At 64.5% G+C, this 13,767-nt stretch carries 11 protein-coding genes and 2 pseudogenes; 5 read left to right on the top strand and 8 right to left on the bottom strand.

Annotation, left to right across the window (positions count from 1 at the left end):
- Positions 1-3: 3 nt before the first annotated feature.
- The 6 genes and pseudogenes from ASF90_RS19880 to ASF90_RS19855 form a co-directional block, all read right to left on the bottom strand.
- Positions 4-894, bottom strand: coding sequence for a hypothetical protein (locus ASF90_RS19880; RefSeq protein ID WP_055854261.1), 891 nt, complete (start codon positions 892-894; stop codon positions 4-6).
- A 291-nt stretch (positions 895-1,185) separates the two neighbouring features.
- On the bottom strand, positions 1,186-1,482 hold the full coding sequence (locus tag ASF90_RS19875; protein WP_055854258.1) for a XapX domain-containing protein: 297 nt from the start codon (positions 1,480-1,482) through the stop codon (positions 1,186-1,188).
- 816 nt (positions 1,483-2,298) lie between these two features.
- A pseudogene (locus ASF90_RS24380) lies at positions 2,299-2,651 on the bottom strand (integrase); the annotation flags it as partial.
- A 407-nt stretch (positions 2,652-3,058) separates the two neighbouring features.
- Positions 3,059-4,213 carry a DUF418 domain-containing protein gene (locus tag ASF90_RS19865; protein ID WP_236699320.1) on the bottom strand — a complete coding sequence of 385 codons (1,155 nt, stop codon included), beginning with the start codon at positions 4,211-4,213 and terminating at the stop codon, positions 3,059-3,061.
- A gap of 116 nt (positions 4,214-4,329) precedes the next feature.
- Positions 4,330-4,887, bottom strand: coding sequence for a TetR/AcrR family transcriptional regulator (locus ASF90_RS19860; RefSeq protein WP_055854252.1), 558 nt, complete (start codon positions 4,885-4,887; stop codon positions 4,330-4,332).
- Between the two features lie 385 nt (positions 4,888-5,272).
- Positions 5,273-5,587, bottom strand: a pseudogene (locus tag ASF90_RS19855) (tyrosine-type recombinase/integrase); the annotation flags it as partial.
- Between ASF90_RS19855 and ASF90_RS23965 the strand changes: the two are divergent.
- Positions 5,570-6,166, top strand: coding sequence for a hypothetical protein (locus ASF90_RS23965; protein ID WP_162498444.1), 597 nt, complete (start codon positions 5,570-5,572; stop codon positions 6,164-6,166). The pseudogene ASF90_RS19855 and the gene ASF90_RS23965 overlap by 18 nt on opposite strands.
- A 981-nt stretch (positions 6,167-7,147) precedes the next feature.
- Here ASF90_RS23965 and ASF90_RS19840 read toward each other — a convergent pair.
- Together ASF90_RS19840 and ASF90_RS19835 are read right to left on the bottom strand one after the other, a co-directional pair.
- On the bottom strand, positions 7,148-8,974 hold the full coding sequence (locus ASF90_RS19840; protein ID WP_055854243.1) for a hypothetical protein: 1,827 nt from the start codon (positions 8,972-8,974) through the stop codon (positions 7,148-7,150).
- Positions 8,975-8,987: 13 nt separating this feature from the next.
- The gene (locus ASF90_RS19835; protein WP_055854241.1) at positions 8,988-9,587 is read right to left on the bottom strand and encodes an NfuA family Fe-S biogenesis protein; all 600 of its coding nucleotides are present in this window, start codon (positions 9,585-9,587) and stop codon (positions 8,988-8,990) included.
- A gap of 88 nt (positions 9,588-9,675) precedes the next feature.
- Here ASF90_RS19835 and ASF90_RS19830 point away from each other — a divergent pair, with 88 nt between their 5' ends.
- From ASF90_RS19830 to ASF90_RS19810, 4 genes are all read left to right on the top strand, one after another.
- Positions 9,676-10,032, top strand: a complete 357-nt coding sequence (locus ASF90_RS19830; RefSeq protein ID WP_055854238.1) for a 4a-hydroxytetrahydrobiopterin dehydratase — start codon at positions 9,676-9,678, stop codon at positions 10,030-10,032.
- Complete coding sequence (locus ASF90_RS19825) at positions 10,029-10,451, top strand: energy transducer TonB (protein WP_055854235.1); 423 nt, start codon at positions 10,029-10,031, stop codon at positions 10,449-10,451. Before ASF90_RS19830 ends, ASF90_RS19825 begins: the two co-directional genes overlap by 4 nt.
- A 236-nt stretch (positions 10,452-10,687) precedes the next feature.
- A complete protein-coding gene (gene zupT / locus ASF90_RS19820) occupies positions 10,688-11,506 on the top strand; it encodes a zinc transporter ZupT (RefSeq protein ID WP_055854232.1) in 819 nt (272 codons plus the stop codon).
- Positions 11,507-11,812: 306 nt separating this feature from the next.
- The gene (locus ASF90_RS19810) at positions 11,813-13,618 is read left to right on the top strand and encodes a DUF3300 domain-containing protein (RefSeq protein WP_082473632.1); all 1,806 of its coding nucleotides are present in this window, start codon (positions 11,813-11,815) and stop codon (positions 13,616-13,618) included.
- Positions 13,619-13,767: the final 149 nt, after the last annotated feature.

Genomic DNA, 13,767 nt, shown 5'->3' with positions numbered 1-13,767 from the left:
CGATCAGGAGTGGAGTTCGGCGTGCAGCTCGGCGACATAGCCACCGGGGAACTCCACCATCGCCGACTGTCGACCCGACGCGGCCACCGCAGGCACCAACACTTTTGCGCCGGACGCGGTGGCGCGCGCGAGTGTTGCCGCAAGGTCGTCCACTGCGTATCCGGTGAGCTCGTGCCCGTACGGATAGGGCAGGTGGCCGTCAGTCACCAACACCTGCAGCGCACCGAAGCCGGAGCTGATGACGATGCTGCGGTAAGTGACGCCAGGCCGGCCGATCAGCGTTGCGTCCGCATGGCGGTCATCGTGCAGCACCTTGCCATGCGAGAACTTCAGCCAGGCTTTAACGAACGCATCGGCGCGATCGGGCGAGACGTAGACGCGGTTCTCCGGAATCGTCGCCAGCGGTGCGTAATGCGGTGCGGTGTCGTGCCAGTACAGCTGCATGCTGACGCCGCCCGGCCAGGCGATCACCGCATCCATACCGATAGGATCCTTGAACGGCGCAACCAGCACCTCCGCTCCGGCAGCGCGTGCGGCAGTGATTGCCTGTTGCATGTCGGTCACCAGGTAGCCGGTGCGTTCGCTGCCGAACGGGTGGGGCACCGGCGTACGAAATCCGAACAACGACACGGTGCCGGCCGGCGTCTGCACCAGTTGCGAACTGGTACTGCTGGGGGTTGGCGTGACCGTGGCGATCACCTGGCGCGTGCTTTGTCCGCCGAAGGTCGCGGCGAAGCTGCGCGCAAACGCATCCACATCGGCAGGTGCCACATAGACGTGTGTGGTGTCGTACTGCGGGCCGACCGACACCGGTGCCGCAGCATCGGCAAGGACCGGAAGGACCGCGCTCAGCATCAGCGCGGCGGAAAGGCTCAGGGAAAGTAGCGGACGCATGGAAGTTCCTTTGGGGAAAGAGGGCAGCGATGGCATCTCCGGCAATGGGTAGTCGATGCCTTTGCGGTAGGAGTTGGATGCACTTGGAGTGTTCTTGCGCGCCGCTTGGACTAGACGCCGCCCGCATCGCGCTGTGTTTGTTGCCAAGTTGCTTGATCACGCGCGCGATCTGCTTTGCAGCTCTGCGCATCGTCATAGAGAACAACCGGCCGTCTTTGCAGGATTCTCGCCGGCGACGTACTCGGCCTTACGCAGGTAAGATGCACCAGCAGATCGCATGGACGAGCGCGCTCACGCATCGCCTTCGTCGGTTCGCGCAGGTGGCGGTGATGGCGCATGCGGCGGCGCGCGTTTGCCTTCTGGCAGATTCCCGAACATATGCGGCTTGACCTGATGCCCGATCCACGAGGCCTCGGTCTGGCTGCGCGTTGTCAGCTGGCGCACAAGTGGTGGCAGTTGCTCGCCGACCAGAATGCCAAGCAAGCCGACCAATGCAATGACCGGCGGCGCTGGCGAGCGCACGTTGAGCAGGCTGTAGATCACACCGACCAGCAGACCGGCGCCAAGCGAGAGCAAATAGGGCTTCATCGTGCGACTGCCTGTTGTGACGCACGGTCCGCGCAGGTCGGCAGTGCATGGCGTCTACGCGCCACCGCCAGCCAACGTGCCTGGTCGCGTGGCGAGGGGAGTGCACTGCCGGCGAGCGCGTGGCGCTGGCCCGACACATCAGACATCGTCATGGACGCGATCTCTCTGGAGGGGGAATCGCTGGGTCATGGCGTCGAGGGACGTCAGCGATGTGGTCCATGCTGGACGCCTCGGGCCGAATCCAGAACACCGCGTCGGGGCAGGGTCCGATGACTCGTTCGGGGGATGCGTGCACACGGCGCACGGCGCGCCTCCGCCATGCATTCTGTACAGCAGGCTGGATCAGGTGACACCAACCTGCACGGCGGATCAACATCGCTGTGGATGAATCGTATAGCCAGAGCCCACGGCCCAGTTATTAGGTAGTTATGTTTCTTGGGAACATCATCGTGTAGACACTCTGACTTTCATTCTCGTGCCATGGACTATCGGCGGCAGCGTAAGCAGGATTCGATGGCTTACCTCGGCAAGTCTGAGAAAGAGGCGTCCATCGCTGCGACTATCGATTCTTTGCGCTACACATTTGCCAACGGCGAGGCTGATACCGCGCTAGCGTTGCTAACCGAGTGTGGAAGTTGGCTGAGGTGCTTGGCATACCCGCGGCGTTTCTCTACACCGAGGAAGAGCTATTGGCCCAACTTCTCCTGCAATGGAACGACCTATCAGTTCGCCAGAAGAAGGATCTGCTCAAAAGCCTTGAGAAGGCTCCGGCGAAGCGGGAGCCGCGCAAGGGCCGATAACGCATTGGCTCGCGCGCTAGAGATCAAGCAGTCGAGCGGCTAGGTTGCTTGACGCGTCACCGGCCTGAAAGTAGCCGATCGCCTGCGCCACGGAGCGATGCTCAGTCAGCGCCATTAGGGCGGGCAGGGCGATGCCCTGGCGACCGCCCTAGGTGATAAAGCCCGAGCGCAGGCTGTGACCGCCAAAGTCCCCGTTTAACCCCGCCTGCAAAGCGTCTTCGCCAATGCAGCGCAGGTCCTGCCAGTCAGCCGCCGCGATCTCGCTGCGTCGGCGCCCGCCACTGGCAAAACCAAACAACAGCAGTGCCTTATCTCGAAGCCCCTCTAATGAGTCGTCACAGGCGGAAGCAGCGCCTCAAGCTCGGGACGACCCGAAGCGGACATTACGGCCTCCACCAAAGGTTGCTGGCCGGCACCCACTGCGCCTGGAGGTCGACCGGAAGCAGTTGTGGGCTGTAATCAACGTGACGGTAGCGGGCCATAACATGCCCTTGCCGTGATGGATCGGGTGTAGCAGCGTGGGCGAAGGTCTTCTTCAGCTTCGTTTGGCGCAATCCTCCCAGTTTAGTCGGCCCTGGGAGTTCTGCCAGCGCTCAGCCAAAGAAGGCCGCGTAGCCGGCGCGGCTGTGAGGTAGATTGACGGCATCCAAGTATCCGGGTCTTGTCGACGCCGGCGGCCGCAGCGACGCGCTCATGGCGCTGAATCTGCCCGCACACCACCACGCCGACAGGCGCAAAAAACACGGCGCTAATGCCGCGACGCGGCATCACCCACGCTACCGGCTTCGGGCCTGTTCAGCCTCCGCCCCGGCCGCTGCGAGCGCCGGTGGGCGCTGGCGAATGCCGCCGTAGCTCAATCGCCGCCACAGCCACTCCACCGGGCCGATGCTGAAGCGCGCCAACCACCAGCGGCTGCTGATCACCTGCATAGCGAACAGCAGCACGCCCAGCGCCAGCGCCAGGTCGAGCGGCATCCGCCCGTACTGGCCCAGACCGAAGCCATAGAAGATCCATGTGCAGACCAGCGACTGCAGCAGGTATTGGGTCAGCGCCATGCGACCGAGCGGCGCGAACACACCCAGCCACACGCGCCAGCGTGATCGCTGCAGCAGCAACAGGATGCCGGCCGCGTAGCCCAGGGTCAGCGCGAACTTGGCGAAGAAGAAGGTCGCCTTAATCAAGACCCGCAGCGGCTGCAGCGCAAGCTGATTCACCCAGGCATGCAGCGCCTCCTGCGGCACCGCGTTGGCCACCAGCCCGAAGCTGAAGCAGAGCACGAAGACCTGCCGCAGCCGGCGCCGATGCGCGTCCGGCGCCGAAAGCCATCCGCCCTTCCAGGCCGCAACGCCGACGATGAAGAACGGCGCCAGGATGACGAAGCGATTGGCGATACGCATCGGGCCGACCACATGCAGCGTTTCCCACCATCGGTATTGCAGGGCGTCGAGCCACCCACCTTGCCCGTAGTGCTGGAGACCAAGGGTGTAGGTTTGCGCCGGCGGCAGATCCGTTGCAAGCGCCTGCATCGGACCGGCAATCACCGCCGAGACGATCAGCACCACCGGGATCGCCCACAACACCCGGCCGGCCGATAGCCGCAGGAAGGGCAGAACCATCAAGCTGATCAGTGCGTAGTCGAGCAGGATGTCGACGTTCCACAACAAGAACGTGTGCACGCTGCCCAGCAGGGCGAGCACCGCGCTGCGACGCAGCGCAAACGGCCAGCGCGACTGACCATTTTCGGACGCACGATCGGCTTGGATGGCGAGGCCAGCACCGAACAGGATCGACAGCAGCGCCGCCGCCTTGTTCTCCAACAGCACCCTAACGAGGTCGCCGGCCAAGCCACCGAAGTCTCCCAGCGGATAGGCGACCCCGGCTTCCCGCGCCGAATCGGCACCGCAGAAGTAACCGATATTGACCAGCAGCACGCCGAACAAGGCCAGACCGCGCAGCACATCCAACTGCAACAACCGTTCGCCGCGAGCGACCGGGTCTTGCGACGCAACTTCCGCAGACATAACTACTCTCTCAGTAAGACACTGACTCAGTTCGCCGGCGCGATGCCGAGCACCCGCGCCGCCATGTTTTTTGCCCGCGTGGCGGGGGTCGGGTTTCCTTCGCGAACCGCGGTGACCACGGCCCCGTCGAACAGCAGCATGAGATCGCCGGCCGCGCTTTCGTCCAGCCCGGCCGCTCGCAACAAACGGGCGAAGTAGGCCTCGAAGCGGTGCTTGTGCGCAGCCGCAGCCCGATGCAGTGCGTGACTGGGCGGCGGCGTCTCGGCGATGGTGTTGAGGAAGGCGCAACCGCGGTAGTCGGGGCTGGCCAGGCGCATCGCCAAGGCGTCGAACACTGCCAGCGGCCGCAGATTTGCATCGGGCGCCAAGCGCTCGACCTTCTGCTCGAACCAGGCGCAGAGTCGTTCGTCGCGCCGCTCCAGCACTGCCAACGCCAGACCTTCCTTCGACCGAAAGTGCCGATAGAAGCTCATGCGGGCGACTTCCGCGGTGCTGATGATGGCGTCCACGCCGACCGCCTGAATCCCCTGCCGATAGAAGAGATTGGTAGCGACATCCAGGATGCGCTCGCGAACCTTGCTCATGATCACTCCGGCGGTGGATTCGCCGCGGATGATATAGACCGATCGGTATCATTTCAAGTAGAGCGCAGGCCCACGACATCGCCGGGAGCAGGCGTGGCATCGCGTTTGGCTTGGCTGGCCCGGCGCCTGAACTCAGGCGGGTGCCGTGCTGGCGGCAAAGGTCCAGGCCTTGGCGTGGATCGTGCTGATCCTAGCCATCACGGAGTACGCGGGGCCGGGCCAAACGTTTGATCGGTGTGCTGGCCGGAAGGGATGCTCAGGGTTGCGAAGCGCTCAGTAGGAACCTCCTGAAGTTCCTTCTTTCGGGCGAGGTCTCGCAGCACTTTCTGAACTTCTTCTTCTGGCCGCTCCTCGACCTTGCCGGTCGAGGAGTGGCCTCTTGGGCTTAGACATCCGTTTGCTCGGCGATCTCTAGGGCGTCGTCGACCTCGATGCCTAGGTAGCGCACGGTGCTTTCTAGCTTCGTATGCCCCAGCAATAGCTGGACCGCCCTGAGGTTTCGTGTCCTGCGGTAGATCAGCGAAGCTTTGGTCCTGCGCATCATGTGGGTGCCGTAGGAGCCGGAATCGAGGCCGGCTTCTTCCACCCAGCGGTGGACAATTCTGGCGTACTGCCTCGTTGATAGGTGAGGTGAGTCCGATACTCGGCTGCTGAAAAGAAAATCCGAGGCTCTGAGGTCAACATGGGTGATCCAAGCCTGATAGGAGGCGGTGAGAAGGAACAAGCCAGCACGCCGGGCACGGGCGCTTCAGCGCTCGGGTCTGGCGTGCTGAGCGGCGACAACAACGGCCAGGTCATATATGCCGGCAAGAGTAATTACGCCGCCAAGCACCTACCGCGTTTTGAAACGATGCCGTGGACTGCTGAGGTGTTCGATCAGCGTCCGGTTGCCGCTGATCCGCAGGTGTTCTGCATGTCCAGCGTGCCCACCGCCTCAGATCCGCGCGAGGCGTCTTGTACCTGTCTGACAGAGCAGGGCACGCGGTACGATCTTCCCCAGCCCATGTGCCGCACGCTTGCGCGCAATGGCGCTCCTTACAACCCGTACAAGGACGTGCGCCAGCAGCAGCGCAACAACAGCAGCAGGCGCAAACCGGGCAGGTGGGTCATCAGAATCAGCCTTTGCAGCTCGCAGGATCTGTCATTGCAAGGGGCACACGTGACGTCGGCACCTTCCCCGAATCGAAGCCTTACGCTACTGCTAGTAGCGTTCCTTCGACCACGGCTGATCTGTAGACCATCAGCAGGGATCGTGCGTCAGCTGCACCCAGCCGTTTGACACGCGTTTGAAACGGCGGCCTTGTAAGCAGCGCTCGCCGTCGCTTAACGGTCTTGGTGGGTCATATTCCCGCACCTCAGGCGCGTTCCTGGGTGTCTGGAGGTTCTGTCTAAGTGCGCGCTGCATCTGCTGCGTCGCTAGTTTCGATTCTTTTTCAAGCTGCGCCATCGCTTGGCGCGTCTCATATCTGGTGTACAGCCCAACGACGATGCTATGTGCTAGTAGTGCGATGAAGCCGCCAAGCGCAATCTGCCACCATAGGTCTGATGAGTCTGCTTGCTGATATCTGCGCTCCATGCCGCCCCCGATCTTGTGAGCTGGCATTGTAGACCGGGGGTGTAAGGGCATAGCCCCTACGGATAACGCCTCACCCCGCAATTCGCCCGAAGTGGCGGTCTCGCCATTCGCCAAGATCCACGACGACGACCTTGACCATCGACTGCTGAACCGCTTTGCGGTTGGCGTTTCGACGGCGGACCGAATTCCGAATGTCGCCAGCATTGGCATGCCACAGCAAGCCACGCAGCCGGCGTTCTGGTATCAGTTCCAGGTCGCGCCCGGCCAACCAGCCCACGGGCCGGTGAGTTCCACATGGTTGGTAACGACTTGGCGGTGTAGATCCTCGGCGCAGCTGTTTGGACATTGCGCTCCAACAGGCCAGCAAGGTTGGCGGCGGTCGAGGTTGTAGGTGTCAGTCATGCAGCGATTTCCGTTTCGCTAGGGGAACGGTTCGGCAGGCAAGTCTTGATCCAAAGCCAGATCCAGCGGAGGCCGCGCCCTTACCGAACGCAACACCTTATTTCGCATAATGTATATTATGTCAGAACACCTCGGTTTTAGAGCTAGCATTCCTCTACCGGGCTGGGTGTGCTGACAGCCTTGCCATCAATGCTGACGTCCAGCATGAACTACGGCGCCTTCTTGCCCTACATGCTCCTGACCGACTTTCGAGCTGTGCTGGACGCTCATCGCGCAGCACCCTCATTCGCCCTCACGGCGCACCGCCCCCTTGTCCTCCTGCAACTCCCGCTTGAACGGCACATCCGGCGGCGGTCGCGCGGTGGCGGGCTGATCGTTGAGGTTGGGGTCGCTCAGGCCGCAGCCGCCGCCGAATTGCAGCAACGACACGACGCAGCTGATCTTGGTGGTGGTGCCCGGAATCGGGATCTCGATCTTCTTCAAGCCGCGGCGCACCCATTCCTGCAGCAGCGACTGGTTGGGCATCCAGTACTTATCCAGCGAGGTCGGCGTGTAGCCGTACGGCGGGCGCTTGAGCCAGGTGCCGCCTTGGGCGATCTGGTCGCGGGTCCAGGTGTCGGTGTCGCTGCCGGGCGGCCCGCGGTCGCCGGCTCCCTTGCCGGCATCGCCGGCCCCCGCCACGCGCACGCTGCCGTCGCTATTGAACATGCCATCGCGCTGGCCGTTGGCGCCGGTGGTTTCACCACGACGGTTGCGGTCGGATTTGCTCCAGTCGTCGGCATTGGCAGCGACGTCCCAGCCGCCGCTGCTATCCGCCGCTGCTGGCCCGGCAGCGGTATTGGTCGCGGGCTTGGTTGACGAAGACGCTGCGGCAGCGCTGTTGCTGGACTGCCCTGATTTGGCCGATGACGCTGTTGCCTGCGGCGCGGATGTAGCGGGTGCCGGCTGCGGAACGGAGGCGTTTGCTGTCGATGTAGGCGGTGCCGACGTCGGTGCGGCAGTTGCCGGTGCGGTTGGCGCCACAGGCGCCGGCGTAGATGCCGGCTCCGGCACGTTGGGCAGTTCCGCGGCGCGCACCGCCACCTCGGGCATGCGCACGGTTGGAGTGACTTCCCTGGGACGCATCGTCGGTGCTGCAACCTGCGGCCGGTCCGGCACCACGACTTCGCGTTCGCGCACGGAAGGTGAATCGGCTGATCGCACGGCGACGGCTGCGGCCGGGCGCTGCAATTCGCGCAGCTGCGGCCGGTCGGTCACGGTCTGGATCTCGCGCTGACGCACCTCCACTTGCGGCGCGGTTGGCGTCATCGCTCGCGGCGCCACGGTAATGCTGGGCGGTGGAGGAACCACAAACTCGTTGGTGGCGACCGCAGTTTCGGTCACCTGCAGCGGTGATTCGATCGTCACTTCCGGCACCTGCACCGTCACTTGCGGCACCTCCGGTGTCACCGGCTCGCTGGCAGCGGCGGTAACCGGCTCCGGCGCGCTTTCCTGCGACTGCGCAGCGCTGGTTGCATCGACAGGCTCAGCGGCAGCCTGCGGCGATACCGATGCGGGCGTCGTCGGTTGTGCAGACTCACCACGGGACGCACCCGCACTGGCCTGCTGCGCGGCGGCAGCGTCGGCAGACGCCGCCTGTGCCGCCGCCGAAGGTTCTGCTTGCCCTCCCCCCTGCTCCGCTGCGCCGTCGCCGATAAAGGTCATGCGCACACGCGACTCTTCGCCCGGTTTGGTTTCGTCCGGCGCCCAGCGCACGGTGACCACCCAGATCAGCAGCGCGATGAAGCCGATGTGGATCAACAGACTGCCCAGCAGCGCGAGCCAGTGTTGCCGACGCTGATCGGTCGGGCGTGGCTCCCAGTGCTGCCACCACAGGCTGCGAAATGCCTGGAACGGCGTCAGCGTCGCGGCAGTGCCTGCGCCATGGGCGGCGGATGGACGTGCCAACAGCACATCCATCACCTGATCGTCGTTGAACGGTGCCGCCGCGTCGTCGCGGTTGCGCATCCAGATCGCCCACCCGTATGGCAGGCCGGTGCGCCGATCCAGAATGAGCTTGGCCGGCATGCGCGCGCGCAGCGCCTGCAGCAGATCGGCAGCCGTTGTCACCGGTGACGCGGAATCAGGCCGCGCTGTCGCGCGGAATGTACGGTGCGTCGCCGGTGGCGTGGTCGGTGGCATCGCGCACCGCAATCACGCCGGGTACGCGTCCCATCAAGGTCTTTTCGATGCCCTGCTTCAGCGTGACATCGGCCATGCCGCAGCCGTGGCAACCGCCGCCGAAGCGCAGCAGCACCACGCCGTCGGCCGAGACTTCCTGCACGGCCACACGTCCGCCGTGGGATGCCAGCTGCGGGTTGATCTCGTTTTCCACCACCCAGCGCACGCGCTCCACCATCGAGGCAGAATCCGCCGGTGCTTCGCCCTTGATCTTGGGCGCCTTGATGGTCAACTGCTGGTTGCCGGTGGACTGAGTGACGTAGTCGACCTCGGCACCATCCACCCACGGCACGCTGGCGGCGGCGACATATAACGTGAAGCCGTCGCAGTCGATGGCCCACTCGTCGCCGCTCAGGTCCGCAGGCTCTGCGAACTCAAGTCTGGCATCTGCGCGAGGGGTGCCTGGGTCCACCGCGCTCAGGCGAACGCCCATGCCGGGCACGCCTTCGCGTTCGATGAGCTTGCGGAAATAGGTTTGGGCTTTGTCGGATATCTGGATCATGCGGGTTATTCTACCGCTCAAAGCGCCCTCGCTCATGGAACACCGTGATCCTGGTGGGTGCGCCGTCCGCCACCCCTGCGAGACTGTCATGACCGATCTGATTCCCCTGGAGCAGGCCCATTGCCTTCCGCGCAAGGGTAGCGACCACAAGCTTGGCGAGGCCCGTCTGGCCGAGTTGCTGCCGCAGATACCCGGCTGGGAGCTGGCCGAGGCCGGCATGGCCATCACGCGCACCTTCCGCTTTGCGGACTATTACCGCACCCTCGCCTTCGTGAATGCGCTGGCCTGGATTGCCCATCGCGAAGACCACCACCCCGATCTGGGTGTGCATTACGACCGGGTGGTGGTGCGTTATTCCACCCACGATGTGGGCGGGCTGAGCGAAAACGACTTCATCTGCGCGGCCAAGACCGCGCAACTCTACGATCAGGGAGTCACTGCATGACCATTTCTCGCGCTGCCCTCGCCGGCCTGTGTCTGGCGGCCGGCCTCAGCGGCTGCGGCAAGTCACCGCAACAGGCTGCCGCGCCTGCGGTGGCCCCCACAGAGCTTGCTGCGCTGAAGACGCCGCCGCCGGAGTACGCACCGGAGCTGGCTTGCGCCGGGGTCGGTGGCACCACCGTGCTCAGGGTCGTCGTCGGTACCGAAGGCACACCCACCGAGGTGGCGGTGACCCAGAGCAGCGGCCAGCCGGTGCTGGACGAGGCTGCACAAAAGCGTGTGCGCGAATGGAAGTTCAAGGCGGCCACCCGCAATGGCCAGGCCGTGCCGCAAACCATCCAGGTACCGGTCGCCTTCAAGCCGCCGGTGCCGCGTCCGGACGAATGCTTCGCCATCGAAGAACGCGCGCGCCGCGGCAGTTGAGCGCAGCGGTCAGCCTGCTGCAGCGGCTCTGAGCGGCGACGGGCAAGACGCGCGACACCGCGATGCATCGCTCATCGACACCGCTCGCCTTGGCCGGTGGTTGCACATGAACGTGCGGCTGTCTTCGACACCACGCCTTCGTCATCCATGCCTGACCATCCTGCTGCCGCCAGTGGTCGCGTGATTGCGCTGACCACACCAGGATCGCTTCCCACTCCACGAGGTCGTCGCGTCGCATGCTTGAGGTGTCATCACAGAACGTCTGGACCGCGCTGGCGGTCACCTTGGCCGCGGGACTTGCCACCGGCCTCGGCAGTCTCATGGTGGTGTTCGCCAAAAAGCCCAATCCGCGCCTGTTGGCGTTCGGGCTGGCATTTGCCGGTGGCGCGATGGTGTACGTGTCGTTGTCGGAGATCCTCAACAAGTCGATCGCTGCATTTTCCAACGCCTACAACGACAAGCTGGGCTTTACCTTCGGCACGCTGACCTTTCTGGGCGGCATGCTGCTGATCATGGTGATCGACCGCCTGGTGCCCAACCCGCACCAGAGCCTGTCCACCGACGACCCGCAATTTCGCGACGACAACCGCGCCTACATCCGTCGTGTCGGCCTGATGACCGCCATCGCGATCACCGCGCATAACTTTCCGGAAGGGCTGGCGACGTTTTTCGCCACGCTGGAAAGCCCGGCAGTGGGCATGCCGTTGGCATTCGCCATCGCCATCCACAATATTCCCGAAGGCATCGCGATCGCGGTGCCGGTGTACTTCGCCACGCGCAACAAGTTCTATGCTTTCGGCGCCAGCCTGCTGAGCGGACTGGCCGAACCGATCGGCGCCGGCATCGGCTACCTGGCGCTGTCCAACGTGTTGTCCGAAGCGGTGTTCGGCACGGTGTTCGGGCTGATCTCCGGGGTGATGGTGTTCCTGGCGCTGGACGAACTGCTGCCGGCGGCCAAGCGCTACGCACAAGGCCACGAAACGGTCTACGGCTTGGTATCGGGTATGGCCACGCTGGCGATCAGCCTGGTGTTGTTCCGCTTCGCGGCGCCGTGAGGCGTGGCGCGCCGGTCGCGAGCAACAACCTGTGCTGCTTGTTGTGAGAGCTGAGGTTTTCCGCATGCAAGCATGGTCCGGGCCGACCCTGCTGCTAGGCAACGTGCGCACGTGCCACCAAATACTGCCCTGACGTTGTGACGCACAGGCGGCCTTGCGCACGCTCTGCAGCGCTGCGATTCGTCAACGCGCCGTCCTGCTGAACGCTGCCGTGCCAGGCCATTACCGGCACCACGTCAGCAAGCTTCCAGACATCGAATGCGGCGCATCGTACGCGCGTCATCAACGCGCACAGCGAGGTGCCGTATGCAACGCACATGGTCACAGGGGCGCATTGGCTTGGCGCTGGCAATCGCATCCAGCGGCGCCTTGGCACTGGTGGGCTGCCAACGCACCGTACCTTCGGCAACCGCAGCGGCTCCAGTCGAACCACCCGCCTCAACAGCCCCGGCCTACACGCCGCCGACGGCCGATCAGCTGTATCGGTTGGTCGCTCCGATCGCCCTGTTTCCCGACAAGCTGTTGGCCCAGACCCTGGCGGCTTCGGTCTACCCGGATCAGGTGCTCACCGCGCAGGACTGGCTGCACAGCAATCGCAACTTGACGGCCGCCGACCGCGCGCAAGCCACGGTGTCGCAGCCGTGGGATCCCAGCGTCAAGGCATTGACTGCCTTCCCCGATGTAGTGGACCAGCTGGCCGGCAATCTCGATTGGACCCGCGCGCTCGGCGATGCGTACGCGCATGACCCCAACGATGTCCTCAACGCGGTGCAGATCATGCGCCAGCGCGCTCAAGCCAGCGGCCACCTGCGCAGCACGCCGCAACAGCAGGTCCAGGTGGCGCGGCATGTGGTGGTCACGCCGATCCTGGATGGCGAACGTGTTCCGCCGCCGTCGCAAGTCATCACCATCGAACCCGCGCAGCCAGAGGTGGTGTATGTGCCGCGCTACGACCCGGGCGTGGTCTACGGCACACCGGTCGATGTCTATCGCGACTATCGCTATCGCCCGGTGCGCTGGTACGACCAGGGCGATGTGGTAACCACCGGAGTGGTGTCGTTTGGCGTCGGTGTATTGGTCGGCAGGGCGCTGGAACACCACCACGGCTGGTTCGGCTGGGCCGCACCGGCACCGGCGTGGCACCACTGGGGTTGGAACAGCTGGGGCGTGGACTGGAACGCACCGCCGGCCGCACCGCATTACGTGGTGTACCAGAACCACGTCTATGCACCGCGCACCACCATCATCAACAACAACCGCAGCACTTATATCGATGCGCGCTCGTACCTACAGCAAAACCAGCGGTATGGGCCCAACAGCACTGCGGCATCTGCACCGGCTCCCGGATTGGCGCCGACAGGGCTGCCAGTCAACCGCGCGGCCTTGCCGGTCGCCGCGGCAGCAAGTGCGCAGTCGCTCAGAAACCTGCAGCGCCCCAATCGCATAGCGCCCTCGCCCGCCAACGCTCCACGTCCGCCCGACTATGCGCACCTGTCAGCGCCGCATTTTGACCGGCAGATGCTGCAGCCTGGCCGCCCGGTGGTAGCCCACGCTGCAGAGCCGGCGAACATGCCGTCGCAGACTCAGGCAACGTTACGCGCACCGAATATCCCCGCAACGATGCCCGCCTCTGGCGCGCGTTCGGCGTTCCGCATGTCCGCGCCACCGGTTGCACAACAGCGCATGGCGCAATTGCAGCCGCTGCATCAGGCGAGCACTGCGGCTCGCGTGCCGGCATTCGAAGCGACCCGTCAAGTACCTCCAGCACTCACTGCACACGCTGCGTTTGCCAACCGCGACCCACACGATGTCAATCATCGTGCGCCAACAGCGGCGCAATTCCAGTTTCGACAGGTGCACGAGCAGCAGCGGACTGCGTCACCTCAGCAAGCCGCCTTGGCGCCACCGCAACGGGTGGAACGTGCGCAGTCATTGCCGCCGCGCCGGGAGCCCCGGCCGATCCCCCAGGCTCAGCCGCAACGGCACCCGCAGCGCATGGTTTCCTTCGCACCTCCGCGCCCTACTCCTGCCCACCCGGCAGAAATGCATGCGCAACGTCCGCCCGCTCGTGCACAGGCACCGCAGCATCGCGACCACCATCACGATAGCTAAGCTAAGCGTGGCTGACAGAGCTTCGACGTAGTGGCCCGCTGTGGCGGCCGCTGCCCTGGAGCGGCTCACCAAGCCGAAACAGCAGCAGCACCGCCGATGTCCTGTTGAACGACAGTCATCCCGTGCCAGGTACGCGAAAAGAGAGGCGC

Source organism: Xanthomonas sp. Leaf148 (assembly GCF_001423585.1).
In the GTDB taxonomy this organism is placed as follows: Bacteria; Pseudomonadota; Gammaproteobacteria; order Xanthomonadales; family Xanthomonadaceae; genus Xanthomonas.
This window is presented reverse-complemented; position numbering and strand designations above follow the sequence as displayed.